The sequence below is a fragment of the endosymbiont of unidentified scaly snail isolate Monju genome, from assembly GCF_000801295.1.
In the GTDB taxonomy this organism is placed as follows: domain Bacteria; phylum Pseudomonadota; class Gammaproteobacteria; order Chromatiales; family Chromatiaceae; genus MONJU.
Map to the genome: position 1 here is coordinate 1647701 of NZ_AP012978.1, position 20035 is coordinate 1667735.

Below are 20035 nucleotides of genomic sequence, written 5' to 3' on the forward strand. Positions count from 1 at the left end.
TCAGTCGCGCCGCAGACGATCGGACACCGCGATCGGCGTCGGGAAACGCATGACGATCAGGTAGGACGAGGCGAGAAAGGTCAGCAGGGTAGCGAGCTGGATCAGGTAGGACGCCTCGGCACCGATCACCTGCCTTTCCTGCGCCAGCACCGCGAGCAACAGCGAGAACTCGCTCATCTGCCCCAGGCGATAGCCGATCTCGTGCGAACGGCGCAGGGATTCGCCGGTGCGGTGCAGCAGCAGGCGGAACACCGGCGGCTTGAGCAGCAACAGGGCGACTGCCAGCAGCAATGCCGGCAGCAGTACCGAGGTCATCATGCCCAGATCGAAACCCGCGCCCAGTGAAAAGAAGAGAAGAACAGCACCAGAAAGAAGTCGCGCAGGGGCTTCAGACTGTCGGCAATGAACAGGGCAATCGGGCTGGAAGCCAGGGTCACCCCTGCGATGAAGGCACCGATCTCGACCGACAGCCCCATCAACTGTCCCAGTTCGGCCATGCCCAGGCACCAGCCGATGGCCATCAGAAAGATGTACTCCTGAATGCGGTCGAAGCGCTGGATCAGTGGCAGCAACAGGTAGCGCTCGCCCAGCCAGGCCAGCAACACCAACGCCGGCAACGCACCCAGCAGCTTGAGCAGTTCCAAAAGCGGCATGCTACCGCCGCTGCTGCCCTGCACAACCAGCAGCAGCACGATGGCCAGCAGGTCCTGCAACAGCAGGATACTGACGATGACCTCACCGGTATGCTGGTGATGAAGAATGGTCGTCGGCAGCAGCTTGAGGCCGATAATGGTACTGGAGAAGGTGACCGCCCCGCCGACCAGCGCCGACTCCATCAGCGTCATGCCGAACGCCAGCGCCACCGCGAACCCCACCACGAAGAACACTGCGGAACTGAGCAACGTCACCAGGGTGGTCTTGCGCACCATGTGAAGCAGGTCCTGCGGTTGCAGGTTCAGCCCCAGAAGAAACAACAGGAACATGATGCCGAACTCGGCAATTTCGCGTACCAGGTCCGGATCACTGACCCAGCCCAGACCCAGGGGCCGAGCAGCATGCCCAGCAGGATATAGGCCATCAGCAACGGCTGCCGGGCATAGAGCGCAGCGGTCGCGAACACCGCCGCGCCCGTGAACACGATAAAGATGGTAAAGCCGATGGAACCGGTATCCATGCCGGAACCTTAGCAAGCGAGCCCCGGCACGGATACCCCGGAAAGACCCTGTTCTCCCGGTTCGGGATCGTGGGTCAGCGCGTCCCGGCCGGCACCTTGGCCTTCTTCCTGGCCTTGGCCCCGAGCTTCTTCGACCCGGAACCGACCGGGTCCTTGCTCGCCTTGCGCGAGACCTTGCGGCAATAGGCCTTCACCTTGCGCCCGTCCTTGCGGACATATCCATCAACCCAGGTGCACCCCGGGTTGGCGCTGCAGGTCTTCTTGGACAGTGTCTTGCACTGCGCGGGCGAGGCCGCGTGCACCGGCAGGGCCGTCACGATAGCGCCAAGGAACAGCGGCGCAAGGATCTTGAAGGTACGAAAAGGTGTCATGGTAATCCCTCCTTGGAACAACATGAAAAACAACGAAATGTCACGCCCGGGTGGGCAATGGACATCCTAGCAGCCTTGTCGGCGTACAGGAAAGGGCTGCGGGGGTCGCGCCCCCAGGACAAGTACTGAACTTTCCCGTCCCGCAGCCGATAAGGTCATATCATGTCGGAGATTCCCAACATCCGCCCAGGCCTGCCACTGGTAGTCGAGCGCACTCGCTCGACAGGCGACACTGCCGCGTTACTGGCGCGGCTGCGCCCCGGACAGCAGGTACAGGCCCAGGTACTCGAGGCGCGCCTCGGACAGGTACTACTGCGCATCGGGGGCACGACACTGGCCGCGCAGAGCAGCACTCCCCTGACCGCCGGGACGCGACTCCGCTTGCGCGTCGAACAGGGCCTGCCCATGCCGATACTGCGCATCCTGCCCGAGGCGCCGCAACGCGCGGCCCCACCGATCACACTGCTGCGTCACGCCCTGGCACGCCAGCTCTCCGCCACCGAAATCCGCCAGCAACTGGCCCGGCTCGCTCTGGAGGAGGCCGAAGCGTCCCCCCTGGCACGCATCACGGCCGCCGCGCTCAAGACCGGCGTGTCGACGGATCAACTGAACGCGGCGACAGTACGTCACCAATTCGAGCGGTCCGGGCTCTTTCTGGAAGCACACCTGGCCGCGGGCACTCCACCCCCGGCTGACGACCGCAAGCTGATACTCCTGCGCCTGCGCCGACAGTTGCTGCCGGAGGGCCGCACCGCCCCCTCTGCCGAGGGACTCGCTGCGGACGACACCCCCCGCCCCCGCGCCGACCAGCTCCTCAACCGCCTGTTGGCGCTGGTCGAGGGCGAACTGGGACGCATCCAGCAACACCAGGCACGCGCCCTGCCCGGCGACGATCCCAACCGGCAGGTATGGCAGTTCGAATTGCCGCTGCGCCAGGGCACACAACACCAGGAGGTGACGATCCACATTGAACAGGACCGAAGAACGTCCACCGAGGACGCGCCCTCGACCGATTGGCGGGTGGACATCCATTTCGACTTCGGTGAACTGGGGAAAGTCAGTGCGCGGGTCAGCCTGTGCGATGGCCAGGTCCGCTGCGCCTTCCATTCGCAGCAACGGGCAACCGCAAGGCGCTTCGAACAGGCCCTGCCCCGCCTGGATACCCGCCTGAGAGATGCCGGTCTGAAGGTCGCCGCCCTGAGCAGCCTGGAAGGTATTCCATCCCGCCCTGGAACGGCACCCCCGACCGGCCTGCTGGACGAACAGGCATGAAACGCCGTCCGCCCCACACCGTCTCGGGCAACACCGACATCGCCGTGGCCCTGCGCTACGACGGCCAGAACGCGCCGAAAGTGACCGCCAGCGGACGCGAGCTGACCGCCGAGCAGATCGTGAAGCTGGCCGAGGAACACGACGTACCGCTCTATCCCAATCCGGAACTCGCCACCGCCCTGGTCCAGATCCCGTTGGGCGAAGAAGTACCCGAAGCCCTCTACCGGGCCGTGGCCGAGGTCATCGGGTTTGCCTACCTGGTGGCGGGGAAGACGCCCCGGGGAAACGAGCCCCAGGAAAACTGAAGACCTGTCACAACGGAACGCAAGAATCCATGTTCATCCACCTGCTGCCCTCCCCCGTGAGCGGGGGGAGGGGGGGCCGGAGGTTCCGTTGGCTCGGTCCGGGGGCGGCCCACCCTGTCGGGCGAAAGCCCGACCCACATTTCAGCTGGATCGAGGCCCGACCTGCCCTCAGTGTTGCAGGATCTGGCTCAGGAACAGCTGGGTGCGTTCGTGCTGCGGGTTGTCGAAGAATTCATGGGGCTCGTTGACCTCGATGATCTCGCCACCATCCATGAACACCACGCGGTTGGCCACGGTCTTGGCAAAACCCATTTCGTGGGTCACCACCAGCATGGTCATGCCGGTCTCGGCCAGTTCAATCATGGTGTCGAGCACTTCCTTGATCATCTCGGGATCGAGTGCGGAAGTCGGTTCGTCGAACAGCATGATGCGCGGGCTCATGCACAGACTGCGTGCGATCGCCACGCGTTGCTGCTGGCCGCCAGAGAGTTGCCCGGGATACTTGTTGGCCTGTTCGGGGATGCGCACCTTTTCCAGATAGTGCATGGCGATCTCTTCGGCCTCGGCCTTGGGCATCTTGCGCACCCAGATGGGAGCCAGGGTACAGTTCTCGAGCACCGTGAGATGCGGGAACAGGTTGAAGTGCTGGAACACCATGCCGACCTCGCGGCGGATGATCTCGATGTTCTTCACATCGTTGGTCAGCTCGGTACCGTCCACCACGATGTGACCCTTCTGGTGTTCCTCGAGCCGGTTGATGCAGCGGATCATGGTCGACTTGCCCGACCCCGAAGGCCCGCAGATGACGATGCGCTCGCCACGCGCCACATCCAGGTTGATGTTCTTGAGCACGTGGAACTCGCCGTACCACTTGTGCACACCCTGCATCTGCACCGCGGGCAGGTTTTCGGGCACGTGGTGGGTCTTGTTTTCGCTCATGATGTAAACCTCAACGTTTGTGTCCGGTATGCAGCTTGCGCTCGATGGCCATGGAATAGCGCGACATACCGAAGCAGAACAACCAGAACACCAAGCCGGCAAAGGTGTAACCCTCGATGGAGTAACCCAGCCAGTTGGGGTCTTCCAGTGCGGCCTTGATGATGGCCAGCAGGTCGAGCAGGCCGATGATCATCACCAGCGGGGTGTCCTTGAACAGCTCGTTGAAGGTATTCACGATGCCGGTGATCACCAACTTGAGCGCCTGCGGCAGGATGACCAGGCCCATCTTCTTCCAGTAGCTCAGACCCAGCGCGTCGGCGGCCTCGTACTGCCCCTTGGGGATGGCCTGCAGACCGCTACGCACCACCTCGGCGATATAGGCCGACTGGAACAGTACGATACCGATCAGCGCGCGCAGCAGCTTGTCGAAATTGACCCCCTCGGGCAGGAACAGCGGCAGCATCACCGAGGACATGAACAACACGGTGATCAGCGGCACGCCGCGCCACAGTTCGATGAAGGCCACGCTCAGCGCGCGCACGATGGGCATGTTCGAACGTCTTCCGAGCGCCAGCAGGATACCCAGCGGGAAGGCCGCCACGATGCCCACCAGGGCCAGGATCAGGGTCAGCATCAGGCCACCCCACATGGTGGTCTCCACCGGCTCGAGGCCGAAACTGCCTCCGCTGAGCAGCAGGTAGGCAATCACTGGAAAGATCACCAGGGCAAACAGGCCGGCATAGCGCTTGCCCGGGATCTTCGGCACCGTCAGCCAGGCGATGGTGACCGCCAGCAGCAGGCCGGCCAGGTTCACCCGCCACTGCTCGCCCACCGGGTAGAAGCCGTACAGGAACTGGTCGAGGCGCACGCGGACGAACACCCAGCAGGCCCCGCCTGAAGTACATGCCTCGCGCGAGTCGCCTACCCAGTCGGCATCGATGATGGCCCACTGGATCAGCGGCATGAAGATCAGGTAGACCAGGTACAGGCCCAGGAAGGTGAGCCCGGTGTTCCACCAGTTGGAAAACAGGTTCTGGCGCAGCCAGCCGATCACGCCGACCTCGGTGATCGGCGGCGGCAGATCGGGGTACTGGCCCGGAATGTAGTCGGTCTTGCCTTCGCTCATGTCCATCTCCTACCGCTCCACCAGCGCCATGCGCTTGTTGTACCAGTTCATGAAGGCCGAGATGCTCAGGCTGATGGTGAGATACACCCCCATGGTGATGCCGATGATCTCGACCGCCTGCCCGGTCTGGTTGAGCGTGGTGCCGGCGAACAGGGCCACCAGGTCAGGATAGCCGATGGCCGGGGCCAGCGAGGAGTTCTTGGTCAGGTTGAGGTACTGCGAGGTGAGCTGCGGAATGATCACCCGCATCGCCTGCGGGATGATGACCAGCCGCAGGGTCTGCCCGGGCTTGAGACCCAGGGCATGGGCGGCCTCGGTCTGACCATGGCTGACCGACTGGATGCCCGAGCGCACGATCTCGGCGATGTAGGCCGCCGTATAGATGCTCAGCGCCAGCGCCAGCGCGAACAGCTCGGGAATCACGGTGATACCGCCACGGAAGTTGAACCCCCGGAGCGCCGGGTATTCCCACGACAGGGGAAAGCCGGTGATGCCAAAGGCCAGCCAGGGCAGGAAGACGATCAGCCCCAGCGAGGTCCAGAACACGGGGAAGGTCTGGCCGGTGGCCTCCTGGCGGTGGCGCGCCCAGCGCGCGATGAACACCGAGGCGACGATTGCCAGCCCCAGCGCCGCCACCACCCAGCCAAAGCCCGGCTCGGTGAGCGGTGCCGGCAGGCACATGCCGCGCTTGTTGAGAAACACCGCCTCCCCCAGCGCGATGCTCTGCCGCGGGTGCGGCAGCAAGGGCAGTATGGCGAAATACCAGAAGAGGATCTGCAGCAACAGCGGGATGTTGCGGAAGATCTCGATGTACAGCGCCGCCAGGCGGCTGATGATCCAGTTGGACGACAGCCGGGCCACGCCGATGATGAATCCGAACAGGGTCGCAAACACGATGCCGATCACCGAGACCAGCAGGGTATTGAGCAGGCCAACCAGGAAGGTGCGACCGAAGGTATAGGTCTCGTCGTAGGGAATCAGGCTCATCAGAACCCCGAAGCCCGCCTCATTGTTCAGGAAGGCAAAGCCGGTGCTGATGCCACGCTTCTCCAGGTTGTGCAGGGTGTTCTGGAAGATATAGCCGAACAGCGCGAGTACCACGGCCACTACCAGGATCTGAAACAGCCAGGCACGTTTTTCAGGGTCTCGCCAGAAGCTCGCCGCGGCCGGCGCCTTTTCGGTGCTTGCGTCGCTCATGGATCTAAATACAGGTCTATATCAGAAGATCGGGGGCGCAAGGCGCCCCCCCAAAAAGAAACCAGGCACCCCGCCGGACCGGCGGGATGCCCATCGCTCAGCGGATCGGCGGAGCGTACTGAATGCCGCCATCCTTCCACAGGGCGTTGATGCCGCGGGCGATCTTCAGCGGCGAGCCCTGGCCAACGTTACGCTCGAAGGCCTCGGCGTAATTGCCCACCTGCTTGATGATCTGGTAGGACCAGTCGTCGCGGATCTGCAGGCCCTGGCCCTTGATGCCCGACAGGCCCAGCAGGCGCTGCTTGCCCGGATCCTTGGTGGTCTTGCGAATCTCGTCCACGTTCTTCGAGGTGACACCCATCTCCTCGGCGTTGATCATGGCGAACAGCGCCCAGCGCACGACCTTCAGCCAGTCGTCGTCGCCGTTGCGAACCACCGGACCCAGCGGCTCCTTGGAGATGATCTCGGGCAGCACCATGGCGCTGTCCGGATCCTTCAGCTTGATGCGCAGGGCGTACAGCTGAGACTGGTCGGAGGTGAGCACGTCGCAACGACCGGCCTCGAAGCCCTTCACCGTCTCGTCCGAGGTGTCGTAGGTGATGGGGGTGTACTTCATGCCCTTGGAGCGGAAGTAGTCAGCCAGGTTCAGCTCGGTGGTAGTGCCGGCCTGGATACAGATCGCCGCACCGTCCAGCTCGGTGGCGCTCTTCACGCCCAGGCTCTTGTGCACCATGAAGCCCTGGCCGTCGTAGTAGTTGACCCCGGCGAAGTTGAGGCCGAGGTTGGTGTCGCGGGTCAAGGTCCAGGTGGTGTTGCGCGAGAGCATGTCGATCTCACCGGATTGCAGGGCGGTGAAACGCTCCTTGGCGGTCAGCGGGGTGTACTTGACCTTGGAGGAATCGCCGAACACGGCGGCCGCTACCGCGCGACACACGTCCACGTCGAGACCAGTCCACTGACCCTTGTCGTTGGTGGCAGAGAAACCGGGCAGGCCGGTGGACACGCCACACTGAACGAAGCCCTTGGCCTTCACGGCGTCCAGGGTGGCGCCGGCGTGCGCAACCGGCAAGGTGCTGAGCGCCAGCAGGGAACCGCCGGCAAGCAAGTGTTTCATTTTCATTAGTATCCTCCGTCTATGTCTCGACAAGGCGATGGGTCTTCTTCGGGTGATCTCCGGCCAGCAGGCCGAATCGAGCCAAGTGTCGCGTGCCCTCCGGTGCAGGTCAAGGCACGCGTGAACACAATGTCAAGATGCACCATTTTCGAGCACTTGCAGGCCCGAATGGCACCAAATTTACCGCCCCCGCCACTTGGTACAGAGCACCGTCTCGTGATTCAATGCCGCCCAGCCAACCAGCCTCCCATATCGCCGCACGATGCCCCGTAAACTGCTCAAGCGCTACACGCCCGATCCGCACACGGTGCGGAACCACCGGCACCTGCGCTGGCTGGCACACTTCCTGGCCGACCCCAACCTGTTCCACATGAACCGTCGTTCGGTCTCCGACGCCTTCGCCGCGGGACTGTTCTGGGCCTCCATCCCCATCCCCTTCCAGATGATCGCGGCGGCACTCACCGCCGTCGTGATGCGGGTGAACCTGCCGATCGCGGTGGCACTGGTATGGCTGACCAACCCGCTGACCATGCCGCCAGTGTTCTACTTCAACTACCTGGTGGGCACCTGGATACTGGGCAAACCGGCAGACGTGGGCGAATTCCGGATGAGTCTGGAGTGGATCGGTTCGCAACTGCATGCCATTTGGCTGCCGCTGTACTTCGGCAGTTTCGTGGTCGGAGTAGTCGCCGGGGTGCTGGGCTATATCGGCATGCGCGGATTCTGGCGCTGGCACGTGGTGCGCCAGTATCACGCCCGGCGGCAACATCGCCACCGACGTTTCTGAAGCTCAGAGCGGCTCGAGACGTCCGTCGCGCAGTTCCATCACCTGCTGCATGCGCCGCGCCAGGGTGTGGTCGTGGGTGACGATGACAAAGGCCGTGCCCTGCTCGCGATGCATCTCGAGCAGCAGTTCATAGACCGACTGCGCGGTCTGCGGATCGAGATTGCCCGTCGGCTCGTCGGCCAGCACGCACGAGGGATTGGTCACCAGCGCCCGCGCGATGGCGGTGCGCTGACGCTCGCCGCCGGACAGCTCGGCCGGCTTGTGGCGCAGGCGCTCGCCGAGTCCCACCCGTTGCAGGATGGCGGTCGCCGCCGCCTCGGCCTGCACCGGGCGGTCACCGCGGATCAGCAGCGGCATGGCCACGTTCTCCAGGGCGGTGAACTCGGGCAGCAGGTGATGGAACTGGTAGATGAATCCGATGTGGCGGTTGCGCAGGTGTCCGCGCGCCGGCTCGGGCAGGCCGCCGAAATCGTGTCCCGCCAGGACCACGCGCCCCTGGTCTGGCGGTTCCAGCCCGCCCAGGCAATGCAGCAGGGTACTCTTGCCGGAGCCCGAGGCACCGACGATGGCAAGCTGGTCACCGCGCTTGATCGCCAGGTCCACGCCGCGCAGCACCTCCACCCGGTCCGGCCCGAGCTGAAAGGCCTTGTGCAGGGCCTCGGCGTGCAGGACGACATCACTCATAGCGCAACGCCTCCGCCGGTTCGGTGCGATAGGCCCGCCAGGCCGGGTACAGGGTCATCAACAGGCTGAGCAGCAGTGAACCGCCCGCCACCATCATCACGTCCGGCCACTGCGCGTCAGACGGCAGCTTGCTGATGTAATAGACGCTGGGATCGATAAAATGGATGCCGAAGGCGCGCTCGATGGCCGCCACCGCATCTTCCACGTTGAAGGCCAGCAACAGGCCCAGCACCGTGCCCAGCACGGTACCGACCACCCCCAGGGTCGCGCCCTGCACCACGAAGATGCGCATGATCATCCCCGGCGAGGCGCCAAAGGTCTTCATGATGGCGATGTCGCTCTGCTTGTCCACTACCATCATGACCAGGGTGGTGATGATGTTGAAGGCCGCGATCACCACGATCAGGAACAGCAGCAGGCCCATCATGCGCTTCTCCATCTTCAGCGCGGCAAAGAAATTGCGGTGATAGTCGGTCCAGTTGAGCACCCGGTAGACACCGGGCAGGCTGTTGGCCAGTTGCAGTGACACCCGGCGCGCCTGCCACACGTCGCGGATGCGGATGCGCACGCCGGTGACCGCGTCGCCCATGCGCAGCAGCCTGGCGGCGTCGCGGATGTGGATCATGGCCACCCCGCTGTCGTACTCGTGCATGCCGACCTCGAAGATACCGACCACCGTGAAGCGCCGCAGGCGCGGCATGCTGCCGGCGATGGTGACCGTCATCTGCGGCACCACCAGGGTGACTTTCGAACCCACATCCACGGCCAGCGCCTGCGCCAGCTCGCGGCCGAGAATGATGCCGTAACGCCCGGCCTTCAGATCATCCAGGCGACCCTCGCGCATGTGCTGCGCCACGTCCACCACGTCCTTCTCGAGCGCCGGATCCACGCCACGTATCAGTGCGCCGGAGACATATTGATTGTGCGTGAGCATGGCCTGCGCCTGGATATAGGGCGCAGCGGCCAGCACCTCGGGGTGCCGGCGCACCTGCTCCATGGCCAGGCGCCATTCCTCCATGCTGCCGTCGAGCGCCTGCACGTCGCCATGCGAGGCCATGCCCAGGATTCGCTCGCGGATCTCCTTGTGAAAGCCATTCATCACCGACAACACGGTGATCAGCGCGATCACCCCCAACGCGATCCCCAGCGCGGAGAACAGCGAGATGAAGGAGATGAAATGGTTTCTGCGCCGCGAGCGGGTATAACGCAGACCGACGAACAGGGATACCGGACGAAACATGGCGCACATTAGACCACAACTGCCGCCGATCGGCGGCAGCCTCTGTGACGCGAAGCACTTGCCAGCCGCGCTGTCACTTGTACACTTGGAAGGTCGGTGGCAGGAGCCACCTGCTTGCATCAGGGAGCCCCCATGTACAGAGCCTTGGCCCTAGTGATCGTTCTTCTCAGCCTCGGCGCCGGCGCCTCTGCCGAGACCCTGCTGATCGAAGCCATCGAGCAACAGCCGCCCAACAGCCCGCAGGGCCTGCTGCGTCCCCGTGGCGGCGAGACCATGTCTCAGGTCGAAGACCGCTTCGGCAAGCCTCTGGCCATCAAGGGGCCGGTGGGCGATCCGCCCATTACCCGCTGGGACTACCCGAATTTCAGCGTCTTCTTCGAGCACGACCGGGCCATCCACAGCGTCGTCAAGCGCTAAGGAACCTGTAAACAATTCCGGAACGATGCAATCCCCGATCGAAATACGCCGCTTCAAGGCGCCAATCGCACGGAACAGCGAGCTATTGGAAAGATTGGCAACGCCGCAACGGCGGATCTCGGCGACGAGGTGGCGTTCCACGACTTGCCCAGAGGTTCATTGAACACCATGCTGCTGTCCCGACTGCCTGCCGAGCGGGAACCGCAGGCAGGCGTTCAGCTCACCTGGCCGCATCCCGGCACCGACTGGGCCGACGACCTGCCAGCGGTCGAGGCGGTCTTCCTGCAGATCGCCCGCGCAATTACCGCCGACGAGCCCCTGCTCTGCGTCTGCCGTGATCTCGACCACAGGCAGCACGTGCAGGGCCTGCTCCAACAGGCCGGCATTGCCCCGGCCCGGCTGCTCTGGAGCCTGGCCGACAGCGACGACACCTGGGCGCGTGATCACGGCCCGCTGACCACGCTGAACGATGGCAAGCCCCGCTTGCACGACTTCCGCTTCGACGGCTGGGGTGGCAAGTTCGCTGCCCGGCGCGACGACGCCATCACCGCCGCCCTGCATGCCCAGGGCTGTTTTGCTGACACCCCGCTGCGCCAACACGAGCTGGTACTGGAAGGCGGTGCCATCGAGACCGACGGCCGGGGCACCCTGCTGGCGACCCGCTCCAGCGTACTCGACCCGATACGCAATCCCGGACTCGGCCAGTCCGACATCGAGGCGCTGCTGCGCGAACACCTCGGTCTCTCGCGTTTCCTGTGGCTGGACCACGGCGTGCTGAGCGGCGACGATACCGATGCCCACATCGACGTGCTGGCACGCTTCACCGACCCGCACACCATCGTGCACATCACCGCCCCACCGGGTGATCCCGATCACGCGGCCCTGGCGGCGATGGCCGCGCAACTGGCCACCTTCCGCGATGCCGAGGGCCGCCCTTACCGGCTGATCCCCTTGCCCTTCGCCGGCGAACACCACGATGCCGACGACCGCCGCCTGCCCGCCAGCTATGCCAACTTCCTGGTCACCAATCGCTCGGTGCTGTTGCCGGTCTATGGGGTACCGGCCGACGCGGAGGCGGCACGCCTTCTCGCCGAGGTGATACCCGGCCGGCGCATCGTCCCCATCGACTGCCGGCCAGTGATCCGACAGAATGGCAGTCTGCACTGCCTGACCATGCAATACCCGCAAGCGCTGCCGCTGTGCAGCGGCGAGGACACCCGATGAGCCGCAAGCTGACCATCGCACTGACCCAGCACGCCCACCGGGGTGATGCCGAACACAACCTGGCGCATATCACCGAGCAGATCCGCGCCGCCGCGACCCGGGGCGCACGCCTGGCACTGCTGCAGGAACTGCACAACAGCGCCTATTTCTGCCAGAGCGAAGACCCGCGAAACTTCGACCTGGCCGAGCCCGTCCCCGGACCGACTACCGAGGTCCTCGGCCAGCTGGCCGCCGAACACGAGGTGGTGATCGTTGCCTCGCTGTTCGAACGCCGCGCTACCGGCCTGCACCACAACACGGCGGTGGTGCTCGACGCCGACGGCCGCATCGCCGGCCGCTACCGCAAGATGCACATCCCCGAAGACCCGGGCTTCCACGAGAAGTTCTACTTCACGCCCGGCGACAGCGGCTTCACACCCATCGACACCGCGGTCGGCCGGCTCGGCGTGCTGGTGTGCTGGGACCAGTGGTATCCCGAGGCGGCGCGGCTGATGGCACTGGCCGGCGCCGAGCTGCTGCTCTACCCCACCGCCATCGGCTGGGACCGCACCGACCCCGACGACGAACGCCAGCGCCAGCTCGATGCCTGGCGCATCGTGCAACGCGGCCATGCGGTGGCCAACGGCCTGCCGCTGGCAGCCTGCAACCGCGTCGGCTTCGAGCCCTCGCCACGCGCGGGCGACCCCGGCATCGATTTCTGGGGCCACTCCTTCGTCTGCGGCCCACAGGGCGAGCTGCTGGCCGAGGCCGGCAGCGACGAGACGCTGCTGCTGGCAGAGATCGACCTGGCGCGCAGCGAACCGGTGCGGCGCATCTGGCCCTTCCTGCGCGACCGACGCATCGACGCCTATGCGGAACTGACCCGCCGCTGGCGCGACGACTGATTCAGTGCCCTTTGGACGGTTTCTCCCGCCGAGCCATCCCCTATACTTCGCCCCGTTGTCAACCGAGAGACGGATGATCATGAGCACCGCCACGCTTCCCTCCCCCGACGAACTCGACGCCATGATGGCCTCCATCATCCAACGCATCGCCACCGGCCCCGACCTGTCCAAGGACATCGCCGAGGACGAGGCCTGCCTGGGCATGCTCGGCCTGCTCGAGGACGCGGTCGACCCGGTACGCGCCGCCATCTTCCTGATCGCCCTGCGCATGAAGCGCGAGACCCGCGAGGAGAACCGCGGCGTGCTCTCGGCCATCCTCGAGACCACCGACCGGGCCGCCGCCGAGGTGGACGAGGTACTCGATCTGGCCGACCCCAACGACGGCTACACCCGCACCCTGCCGGCCTCGCCCTTCCTGCCGGCCCTGCTCGCCGAGGCCGGCGTGGCCACGGTGAGCCACGGCCTCGACCGGGTCGGCCCCAAGTACGGCATCACCCACCGACACGTGCTGGCCGCCGCCGGGGTGGACGTCGATCTCGACACCCGGGCCGCGGCGCGTCGCCTGTCCGACGGCCCCGGCTGGGCCTACGTGGACCAGGCAAACTTCGCCCCCAAACTGCACAACCTGATCGAGCTTCGCCGCAAGATGATCAAGCGCTCGGTGATCACCACCGTCGAAGTGCTGGCCAAGCCGATCACCGGACGCCAGAAGACCCATTTCGTCACCGGCTATGTGCACAAGCCCTACCCGCCGGTGTATGCCGACCTGGCGCGCCATGCCGGTTTCGATTCGGCATTGCTGGTGCGCGGCGTGGAAGGTGGTGTCATTCCCTCGCTGCGCCAGGCCGGCAAGTACTTCGCCTATCATGACGGCGGAGAGGAGACCAGCCACGACATCGACCCGGCGAGCATCGGTATCGCCAGCGAGCACCGCTGCGTGCCGGTGCCCGAAGACATCCCGCAGACGCCGAAGGGCGAAGGCGCGGTGACCATCACCGACACCGCCGCCGGGGCACAACGCGCCGCCGAGCTGGGCCTGGCCGCGCTGCGCGGCGAGAAGGGAGCGACCTATGACTCGCTGGTGTACTCGGGCGCGCTGATCCTGCATCACCTGGGACGGGCCGACTCGCTGGCCGACGCGGCGGCACAACTGCGCGCCATCCTCGATTCCGGTCGCGCCGCCGAGCGGGTGGTCTGATGGGCTTCGTCGCCATCGCTGCCGCGGACGAACTGGCGGTCGACGAGATGAAGGCCTTCGAACTCGACGGTCGTCGCCTGCTGCTGGTGCGTGCCGAGGACGGTTTCTACGTGGTCGACGAGATGTGCACCCACGAGGACTACTCCCTGGCCCTGGGGTGCATCAAGGGCCGGCGCATCAAGTGCTCGCTGCACGGCAGCTACTTCGACCTGGCCACCGGCGAGCCGGACGAAGAACCGGCCGACGAACCGATCTGCAGCTATCGGGTGAAGGTAGAAGACGGCCAGGTGTGGGTCGACCCCGAGCAGACGCGACCCGAATCCCGCTGCCGACGTTGATCCGGCAGAGCGCCCCCCCGCCCCGGGCCCTCCCCGCACGTCACGTGGTGCGCAGGCCGTTGGGTTAGCGTGCCGGGCGGGTGCCTGAAAACCGCCTCACCCCGCGAAGGTGAACGAGGCCCAGAAGCTGCCCCAGTCCCAGTCGGTGTCCTGCTCATCCGCACGCTCCATGTGCACGGCCTTGATCAGCCAGACCCCGTGCCCCTCGAGTGGCAGCGAGACCCGCCCCTCGGCATCGGTGCGCTGACGGATCTTGTGTTGCGGGTCGGCGTCGCGATAGGCGACCCCCTGGACACCCTCGATCGGACGCCCCCGGAACAGCAGGCGCATCGACAACGGTGATCCCGGTCGCCAGGCACAGGGATCGTTCAGGGGCACCAGCTCCAGCAGCAGGCCGAAACGGTAGTCCCAGCCCGGCGTGCCCTCGCCGACACAGATCAGCGCCTTGGCGTGCCGGGTGTACCACTCGCGGGCCGGCCAGTCGGCCTCGCCGCGCCGCGCCGCGCGCGCTCGGCGATCACCCACTCCAGCCCCTCGTCGCGCAGATAGGCGTGGAACTTTGGCGCTTCGAGCTTCACGCCATTGCGCTCGCCCTCGTAGGCGACCAGGGTGGTGCTGCGTACCGCCGGCAGATAACCGGCCGGGTCGTCACCCAGCTCACCCGGCACCGGATGCAGACCGCTGACATCGTGATATTCGAAACGCCGGATCCACTCGTCGATGCGTGGCAACACCTCGCCCCCGAAATCCTGTCCGACATGCAGCGAAAGCCCGACCCGCGCACCGGCCTTGGGGGTGAAGTCGGAGGGCTGGAGCCAGAAGTCGTGCGCCCGTGCCGACCACGCGGGCAAGTACGTCAGCAGCAGGCAAAAGGGCATAATGCGCCGCCAACGTGCTCTTCGAACCGGGTATCTCATGCGCCTCCTCGTCATCCTGTCGTTGCTGTTCTGCATCACCGCCACGCCGGCCCACGAACTGCGCCCCCCGGTCATCACCGTGGACCTGTCCAGGGCCCCGGCGGTGACGGTCACGGTCAAGGCCAATCTCGAGGCCCTGCTGGCCGGCATCGGCACCCGTCACAAGAACACCAACGACGCGCCGCAGGCGGCACGGTACCGTGCCCTGCGCGCCCTGTCACCCGAGGCACTGGCCGCCGAGACCCGACGCGCCATCGACACCCTGTTGCGCGAACTCCGCCTGAGCTTCGACGCGCATCCCGCCGTCTTGCGTCTGCGCGAAGTCCGCATCCCCGATGCACCCGATACCTCCGTCGCCCGCACCAGCGAGCTGGTCCTGGAGGCGACCGTGCCACCGGGCAGCCGATCCCTGCGTTGGGCCTGGCCCCGGCGCCTGGGTGACAACGTGCTGCGCGTGCGCCTGCCCGGCGAGCCGAAGCTGTACACCGCCTGGCTGCGCGACGGCCGCCCCAGCGACCCGGTGGACATCGCGGGCCTGGTCGAACCATCTGCCGCCCAGGTCTTCCGCAACTACGTCGTACTCGGCTTCACCCACATCGTGCCCAAGGGCGCCGACCACATCCTGTTCGTGCTCGGCCTGTTCCTGCTCAGCACCCACTGGCGTCCGCTGCTCTACCAGGTCACGGCCTTCACCCTGGCACACACCCTCACCCTGGGGCTCTCGGTGTACGGCCTGATCGCGCTGTCGCCGGCCATCGTCGAGCCGCTGATCGCCGCCTCCATCGCCTTCGTTGCCATCGAGAACATCCTGTCGCCACAGCTCAAGCCCTGGCGGGTGGCGCTGGTGTTCGGCTTCGGGCTGCTGCACGGCATGGGCTTTGCCGGGGTGCTGACCGAGCTGGGTCTGCCCGAATCGCAGTACCTGCCCGCCCTGCTGAGTTTCAACCTGGGCGTGGAACTCGGCCAACTGGCGGTGATCGGCGGCGCCTGGCTGCTGGTGCTGCCCTGGTCGAGTGGCGAACGCTATCGGCGGCTGATCGTGGTGCCGGTCTCGCTGGCGATCGCGGCGATCGGCCTGTGGTGGACCTGGGAACGGATATTCTTGACCGGCGTCTGAAACGACAGGTTCACTCGGAGGCGGGAAAGGCCTGGTCCAGCCATTCCGCCACCACTTCCACCAGCACCTCGTTCATGTCGGTGAAATAGTGATCGGCACCCGGCACCACGACCTGGCGCGATACCGGGTTGTCGATCTTCTCCAGCATGGCCGCCCGCTCCGGCGCCATGCGTAGCACCGCGGGGTAGTCGTTCTCGCCATAGACATCGAGCACCGGCATGGGCATGCGGTCGAGCACGAAAGGTTCCACCATGGGCTGCCGGTAATCGGTGGCACCCATGCCGATCCCCACATAGGCGTCGAAGCGCTTCAGGGCTGCCTCGCCCTTCTCGCGAATCCAGTGCTGCGCCATGTGCGAGCCACAACTGTGCGCGACGATCACTACCGGTCCCCCGCCCTGCGCCGCCAGGTAGTCCAGGGCCGCCTCGATACGCGGCATGGCATGAGGAAACAGCCAGATGTAGTCGAAGCACTTCGCCTGCTTGTCCAGAACCGGCAGCTGGATCGACAAGGTGTTCCAGCCATGCTCGACCAGGCCCACGCGCAGCGGCTGCACCACCTCCGCCCGCTCGGGATGGAAGCCCCGGCCATGCAGGATCAGCACGCTGCCGCGGGGCTGCTCGGCCTCGGTATAGATGCCAAGGAAAGCCCGACCTTCGGCCGTCAGTTCCACCGGCTCACCGTCGAGGATCGCATCCACGATCTGTTCGGCCATGCGCTGCTCACGCTCCAGGTCGGGTCCAGCAGCCCAGGCCACAGGGCCGCACAGCAGGCAGAAAACGAGAGACAGCTTGCACAGGATGGCTTTCATGAAACGCTATCTCTTCGGTCGTCCGGGGCGCGTGGGAGAGTCACTCTAGCGAGCCGCCGCCCGCCCGACAAGCGACTGACACTTCTGACACGCTGCCACCAAGGATGTCAGTAATGTCCTAATTTTTCCTTTCCAATCAGTGTGTTAGGCAATGCTTCTGCAGTTTGCGCGACCCAACTTTTGGTCTATAGTGTGGCCGCGTGGAAACGCGACAGCGTCCCGGACGTCCCCGTGCCGCCACGTGTGAAGAGCAACATAGTCCCCCAACAAACAGGCGCCAGGCCTGTTCGCACGGCCCGCAGGCCAGGAGGTAAGCAAATGCGTTTTGTGCAGATCCTTTTCGTCGCACTGGCTCTGATCCTGGCATGGCAGGGAAGCGTCCTGGCCGCGCTCTCGGCCGCACCTTCCTGCATCGCCGCAGCAGACAACGACACCAAGACCCCTGACGACAACAAGGGCGAAGAAGACGAGGAACCCGAATGTGACTGACCGTCACTGAGGCATCGGAAGCGATTCACGGCAAGGAAGGGCCGATACCGAAATGGTCGTGACGCGACCGATCATGTGAAAAAAACAATACGGGCATTCCACCCGGGAGGACAACTTCGACATGAAACTCAAGACACTCATCAGTACCGGCATCCTGGCCTGCTCCCTCGCCTTCGCCGGCGGTGCACTGGCAGCCGCCCATGGCAACATGAAGGTCGGCATCACCCCCACCTTGAAAAAATTCGAAGGCACGGTGAACGGCAAGAAGATTACGATCATGCGTAATCAGAACACCAAGAACACCGTCAACCCGTCCTTCGCCAAGACCTCGCGTCCCTGCCCGCCCTTCTGCATTCAGCCGATCAAGCTGGCACCGGGCGTGGAGACCATCGGCGAGGTCGAGCTCATCGGCTACATCAAGCGCATGGCCGAGGGCGACAAGAGCGTGATGCTGGTCGATTCGCGTACCCCCGACTGGGTGGCCAGGGGCACCATCCCGGGCGCCGTGAACATTCCCTGGACCAAGCTCAACCCGGCCAAGGGTGCCGACCCCATCTCCATCGGCGAGATCCTGACCGACCAGTTCGGCGCCAAGGAGATCGAGGGTCTGTGGGACTTCTCCAACGCCAAGACGCTGGTGATGTTCTGCAACGGCATGTGGTGCGGCCAGTCACCGAACAACATCAAGAACCTGCTGCGCTTCGGCTACCCGGCACACAAGATCAAGTGGTACCGCGGCGGCATGCAGGACTGGGAGATTCTGGGCCTGAGCACTGTGAAGCCCTGACAAGATACCCCATTGCGTACCGGCGCCGCGGTGCCGGTACGCCGTACGCATCCTCGTGCGACGTTCAGGCGGCCAAACGGCCGCCTCTTTTTTTGCCTGTCGTTCAGAGGATGACGCCAGACCGCTCGAACGGCACAATGGGCGAATCGACTTATCGAGGAAACCGAATGGACTGGATGAAGATTCTCAGCCTGGTCGCTGGGGTGATGATGCTGTTCTTCCTGTAGCCGGCCTACAAGCACTGGAGCCAGAACAGCCCCAAGGCACAGAAGGGCGACTGGGCTGCGGTGATCGGCGTGTTCGGTGCCGTTCTGGCACTGATCCTGCTGATGATCGCCTCGGTGCGCTGAGTCGCGAGGCCGACCCTCAGGCCGGCTCGATGACTTCCTGCCCGCCCATCCAGGGGCGCAATGCCTCGGGAACGATCACGCTGCCGTCGGCCTGCTGGTAGTTCTCCAGCACGGCGACGAGGGTGCGACCCACCGCCAGGCCGGAACCGTTGAGAGTATGCACCAGCTCGGGCTTGCCGGTCTCGGGGTTGCGCCAGCGCGCCTGCAGGCGGCGCGCCTGGAAGTCCACAAAGTTCGAACAGGACGAGATCTCGCGATACTTGCCCTGCCCCGGGAGCCAGACCTCGATGTCGTAGGTCTTGGTGGCAGAGAAACCCAGATCGCCGGTACACAGGGTGACTACCCGGTAGAGCAGCCCCAGCTTCTGCAGGATGGCCTCGGCATGGCCGGTGAGCTGCTCGAGTGCCTCGAACGATTCCTCGGGCCGCACCACCTGCACCAGCTCCACCTTGTCGAACTGGTGCTGTCGGATCATGCCCCGGGTGTCGCGCCCGTAGGCGCCGGCCTCGGAACGGAAGCAGGGGGTATGCGCCACCCAGCGACACGGCAGCTCGCCGGCCTCGAGGATGACATCGCGCACCAGATTGGTCACCGGCACCTCGGCGGTGGGAATCAGGTGATAGTCGGTGCCCTCGAGGTGGAACAGGTCCTCGGCGAACTTGGGCAGCTGGCCGGTGCCGTACAGGCTGTCGGCATTGACCATGTAGGGCACATAGGTCTCGACGTAGCCGTGCTCGGTGGTGTGCACGTCCAGCATGAACTGGGTGAGTGCGCGATGCAGCCGGGCGATGTCGCCACGCATCACCACGAAGCGCGAACCGGTGATCTTCGCCGCGGCATCGAAATCCAGCCCCCCCAGCGCCTCGCCGAGGTCGACGTGGTCCTTCGGCTCGAAATCGAATGCGGGCGGCTCGCCCCAGCGGCGCTCCTCGCGGTTGTCGTCTTCATCCTCGCCATCGGGTACCGAGGAATGCGGCAGGTTGGGCACGCCGAGCAGGATCTCGCGCAGCGCACCCTGCACCTCGGCCAGCTCGGCCTCGGCGGCCTTGAGCTGCTCACCGAGGTCGGCCACCGCATCGAGCAACGGCTGGATGTCCTCGCCCGCGGCCTTGGCACGACCGATGGACCGGGAGCGAGTATTACGCTCGTTCTGCAGCTCCTGGGTGCGCACCTGCAGGGCCTTGCGGCGCTCCTCGAGCGCGCGGATGCGGTCGGTGTCCAGGGCAAAACCGCGACGCGCGAGTTGCGCGGCGATCTCGTCGAGTTCGGTACGGAAACGTTTGGGGTCCAGCAT

22 protein-coding genes and 1 pseudogene are annotated in these 20035 nt (G+C 65.2%); 11 read left to right on the forward strand and 12 right to left on the reverse strand.

Annotated features, from left to right (window positions below; translation table 11 throughout):
* Together EBS_RS07915 and EBS_RS13000 are read right to left on the reverse strand one after the other, a co-directional pair.
* Positions 1-1174 (reverse strand): annotated as a pseudogene (locus EBS_RS07915) (cation:proton antiporter domain-containing protein).
* Between the two features lie 74 nt (positions 1175-1248).
* On the reverse strand, positions 1249-1545 hold the full coding sequence (locus EBS_RS13000; RefSeq protein WP_052199414.1) for a hypothetical protein: 297 nt from the start codon (positions 1543-1545) through the stop codon (positions 1249-1251).
* A gap of 162 nt (positions 1546-1707) precedes the next feature.
* Between EBS_RS13000 and fliK the strand changes: the two genes are divergently transcribed.
* Together fliK and EBS_RS07930 are read left to right on the forward strand one after the other, a co-directional pair.
* Positions 1708-2817: a flagellar hook-length control protein FliK gene (gene fliK, locus EBS_RS07925; RefSeq protein WP_043108132.1), complete on the forward strand. Its 1110-nt coding sequence runs from the start codon at positions 1708-1710 to the stop codon at positions 2815-2817.
* Positions 2814-3122 carry an EscU/YscU/HrcU family type III secretion system export apparatus switch protein gene (locus tag EBS_RS07930; RefSeq protein WP_052199415.1) on the forward strand — a complete coding sequence of 103 codons (309 nt, stop codon included), beginning with the start codon at positions 2814-2816 and terminating at the stop codon, positions 3120-3122. The genes fliK and EBS_RS07930 overlap by 4 nt, the downstream gene beginning before the upstream one ends.
* 168 nt (positions 3123-3290) lie before the next feature.
* Here EBS_RS07930 and EBS_RS07935 read toward each other — a convergent pair whose 3' ends face one another.
* The 4 genes from EBS_RS07935 to EBS_RS07950 all read right to left on the reverse strand — a co-directional run bounded on the left by EBS_RS07935 (position 3291) and on the right by EBS_RS07950 (position 7498).
* On the reverse strand, positions 3291-4061 hold the full coding sequence (locus EBS_RS07935; RefSeq protein ID WP_043108134.1) for an amino acid ABC transporter ATP-binding protein: 771 nt from the start codon (positions 4059-4061) through the stop codon (positions 3291-3293).
* 10 nt (positions 4062-4071) lie between these two features.
* The gene (locus tag EBS_RS07940) at positions 4072-5187 is read right to left on the reverse strand and encodes an amino acid ABC transporter permease (RefSeq protein WP_052199627.1); all 1116 of its coding nucleotides are present in this window, start codon (positions 5185-5187) and stop codon (positions 4072-4074) included.
* Between the two features lie 9 nt (positions 5188-5196).
* Positions 5197-6384: an amino acid ABC transporter permease gene (locus EBS_RS07945; RefSeq protein WP_052199416.1), complete on the reverse strand. Its 1188-nt coding sequence runs from the start codon at positions 6382-6384 to the stop codon at positions 5197-5199.
* Between the two features lie 97 nt (positions 6385-6481).
* Positions 6482-7498 (reverse strand): amino acid ABC transporter substrate-binding protein, encoded by a 1017-nt coding sequence (locus tag EBS_RS07950; protein WP_043108135.1) that lies wholly within the window; start codon positions 7496-7498, stop codon positions 6482-6484.
* Positions 7499-7760: 262 nt separating this feature from the next.
* Between EBS_RS07950 and EBS_RS07955 the strand changes: the two genes are divergently transcribed.
* Entirely contained in the window at positions 7761-8285 is a 525-nt protein-coding gene (locus EBS_RS07955; protein ID WP_043108136.1) for a DUF2062 domain-containing protein, read from the forward strand.
* Positions 8286-8288: 3 nt separating this feature from the next.
* Here the strand turns inward: EBS_RS07955 and lolD are convergent, their stop codons facing one another.
* Together lolD and EBS_RS07965 are read right to left on the reverse strand one after the other, a co-directional pair.
* Positions 8289-8969, reverse strand: coding sequence for a lipoprotein-releasing ABC transporter ATP-binding protein LolD (lolD, locus tag EBS_RS07960; RefSeq protein WP_043108138.1), 681 nt, complete (start codon positions 8967-8969; stop codon positions 8289-8291).
* The gene (locus tag EBS_RS07965) at positions 8962-10209 is read right to left on the reverse strand and encodes a lipoprotein-releasing ABC transporter permease subunit (protein WP_043109501.1); all 1248 of its coding nucleotides are present in this window, start codon (positions 10207-10209) and stop codon (positions 8962-8964) included. The genes lolD and EBS_RS07965 overlap by 8 nt, the downstream gene beginning before the upstream one ends.
* Positions 10210-10341: 132 nt before the next feature.
* Between EBS_RS07965 and EBS_RS07970 the strand changes: the two genes are divergently transcribed.
* The 5 genes from EBS_RS07970 (at position 10342) to EBS_RS07990 (ending at position 14270) form a co-directional block, all read left to right on the forward strand.
* Entirely contained in the window at positions 10342-10626 is a 285-nt protein-coding gene (locus EBS_RS07970) for a hypothetical protein (RefSeq protein ID WP_052199417.1), read from the forward strand.
* 168 nt (positions 10627-10794) lie between these two features.
* Positions 10795-11850, forward strand: coding sequence for an agmatine deiminase family protein (locus EBS_RS07975; protein ID WP_043109506.1), 1056 nt, complete (start codon positions 10795-10797; stop codon positions 11848-11850).
* A complete protein-coding gene (locus EBS_RS07980; RefSeq protein ID WP_043108140.1) occupies positions 11847-12734 on the forward strand; it encodes a carbon-nitrogen hydrolase in 888 nt (295 codons plus the stop codon). Before EBS_RS07975 ends, EBS_RS07980 begins: the two co-directional genes overlap by 4 nt.
* A gap of 73 nt (positions 12735-12807) precedes the next feature.
* A complete protein-coding gene (locus tag EBS_RS07985) occupies positions 12808-13932 on the forward strand; it encodes an anthranilate phosphoribosyltransferase (RefSeq protein WP_408065668.1) in 1125 nt (374 codons plus the stop codon).
* The gene (locus tag EBS_RS07990; protein WP_043108141.1) at positions 13932-14270 is read left to right on the forward strand and encodes a Rieske (2Fe-2S) protein; all 339 of its coding nucleotides are present in this window, start codon (positions 13932-13934) and stop codon (positions 14268-14270) included. Before EBS_RS07985 ends, EBS_RS07990 begins: the two co-directional genes overlap by 1 nt.
* Before the next feature lie 96 nt (positions 14271-14366).
* Here the strand turns inward: EBS_RS07990 and EBS_RS07995 are convergent, their stop codons facing one another.
* Positions 14367-14795: a DUF4198 domain-containing protein gene (locus EBS_RS07995; protein WP_043108143.1), complete on the reverse strand. Its 429-nt coding sequence runs from the start codon at positions 14793-14795 to the stop codon at positions 14367-14369.
* The gene (locus tag EBS_RS14030; protein ID WP_171816216.1) at positions 14708-15121 is read right to left on the reverse strand and encodes a hypothetical protein; all 414 of its coding nucleotides are present in this window, start codon (positions 15119-15121) and stop codon (positions 14708-14710) included. The genes EBS_RS07995 and EBS_RS14030 overlap by 88 nt, the downstream gene beginning before the upstream one ends.
* A 64-nt stretch (positions 15122-15185) precedes the next feature.
* On the opposite strand from EBS_RS14030, the gene EBS_RS08005 reads away from it, so the two are divergent.
* The gene (locus tag EBS_RS08005) at positions 15186-16304 is read left to right on the forward strand and encodes a HupE/UreJ family protein (RefSeq protein WP_052199418.1); all 1119 of its coding nucleotides are present in this window, start codon (positions 15186-15188) and stop codon (positions 16302-16304) included.
* Positions 16305-16314: 10 nt separating this feature from the next.
* Here the strand turns inward: EBS_RS08005 and EBS_RS08010 are convergent, their stop codons facing one another.
* Positions 16315-17115 (reverse strand): DUF3530 family protein, encoded by an 801-nt coding sequence (locus EBS_RS08010; protein WP_043108151.1) that lies wholly within the window; start codon positions 17113-17115, stop codon positions 16315-16317.
* 318 nt (positions 17116-17433) lie between these two features.
* Between EBS_RS08010 and EBS_RS14275 the strand changes: the two genes are divergently transcribed.
* Both EBS_RS14275 and EBS_RS08015 read left to right on the forward strand, forming a co-directional pair.
* On the forward strand, positions 17434-17604 hold the full coding sequence (locus EBS_RS14275) for a hypothetical protein (RefSeq protein ID WP_171816217.1): 171 nt from the start codon (positions 17434-17436) through the stop codon (positions 17602-17604).
* A gap of 121 nt (positions 17605-17725) precedes the next feature.
* On the forward strand, positions 17726-18391 hold the full coding sequence (locus EBS_RS08015) for a rhodanese-like domain-containing protein (RefSeq protein WP_043108154.1): 666 nt from the start codon (positions 17726-17728) through the stop codon (positions 18389-18391).
* 366 nt (positions 18392-18757) lie between these two features.
* Here EBS_RS08015 and serS read toward each other — a convergent pair whose 3' ends face one another.
* Positions 18758-20035 (reverse strand): serine--tRNA ligase, encoded by a 1278-nt coding sequence (gene serS, locus EBS_RS08020; protein WP_043108155.1) that lies wholly within the window; start codon positions 20033-20035, stop codon positions 18758-18760.

Coding starts and splice junctions, on each gene's coding strand:
- EBS_RS13000 (WP_052199414.1), bottom strand. CDS start 1,545: ATGACACCTTTTCGTACCTTCAAGATCCTTGCGCCGCTGTTCCTTGGC.
- fliK (WP_043108132.1), top strand. CDS start 1,708: ATGTCGGAGATTCCCAACATCCGCCCAGGCCTGCCACTGGTAGTCGAG.
- EBS_RS07930 (WP_052199415.1), top strand. CDS start 2,814: ATGAAACGCCGTCCGCCCCACACCGTCTCGGGCAACACCGACATCGCC.
- EBS_RS07935 (WP_043108134.1), bottom strand. CDS start 4,061: ATGAGCGAAAACAAGACCCACCACGTGCCCGAAAACCTGCCCGCGGTG.
- EBS_RS07940 (WP_052199627.1), bottom strand. CDS start 5,187: ATGAGCGAAGGCAAGACCGACTACATTCCGGGCCAGTACCCCGATCTG.
- EBS_RS07945 (WP_052199416.1), bottom strand. CDS start 6,384: ATGAGCGACGCAAGCACCGAAAAGGCGCCGGCCGCGGCGAGCTTCTGG.
- EBS_RS07950 (WP_043108135.1), bottom strand. CDS start 7,498: ATGAAACACTTGCTTGCCGGCGGTTCCCTGCTGGCGCTCAGCACCTTG.
- EBS_RS07955 (WP_043108136.1), top strand. CDS start 7,761: ATGCCCCGTAAACTGCTCAAGCGCTACACGCCCGATCCGCACACGGTG.
- lolD (WP_043108138.1), bottom strand. CDS start 8,969: ATGAGTGATGTCGTCCTGCACGCCGAGGCCCTGCACAAGGCCTTTCAG.
- EBS_RS07965 (WP_043109501.1), bottom strand. CDS start 10,209: ATGTTTCGTCCGGTATCCCTGTTCGTCGGTCTGCGTTATACCCGCTCG.
- EBS_RS07970 (WP_052199417.1), top strand. CDS start 10,342: ATGTACAGAGCCTTGGCCCTAGTGATCGTTCTTCTCAGCCTCGGCGCC.
- EBS_RS07975 (WP_043109506.1), top strand. CDS start 10,795: ATGCTGCTGTCCCGACTGCCTGCCGAGCGGGAACCGCAGGCAGGCGTT.
- EBS_RS07980 (WP_043108140.1), top strand. CDS start 11,847: ATGAGCCGCAAGCTGACCATCGCACTGACCCAGCACGCCCACCGGGGT.
- EBS_RS07985 (WP_408065668.1), top strand. CDS start 12,808: ATGATCATGAGCACCGCCACGCTTCCCTCCCCCGACGAACTCGACGCC.
- EBS_RS07990 (WP_043108141.1), top strand. CDS start 13,932: ATGGGCTTCGTCGCCATCGCTGCCGCGGACGAACTGGCGGTCGACGAG.
- EBS_RS08005 (WP_052199418.1), top strand. CDS start 15,186: ATGCGCCTCCTCGTCATCCTGTCGTTGCTGTTCTGCATCACCGCCACG.
- EBS_RS08010 (WP_043108151.1), bottom strand. CDS start 17,115: ATGAAAGCCATCCTGTGCAAGCTGTCTCTCGTTTTCTGCCTGCTGTGC.
- EBS_RS14275 (WP_171816217.1), top strand. CDS start 17,434: ATGCGTTTTGTGCAGATCCTTTTCGTCGCACTGGCTCTGATCCTGGCA.
- EBS_RS08015 (WP_043108154.1), top strand. CDS start 17,726: ATGAAACTCAAGACACTCATCAGTACCGGCATCCTGGCCTGCTCCCTC.
- serS (WP_043108155.1), bottom strand. CDS start 20,035: ATGCTGGACCCCAAACGTTTCCGTACCGAACTCGACGAGATCGCCGCG.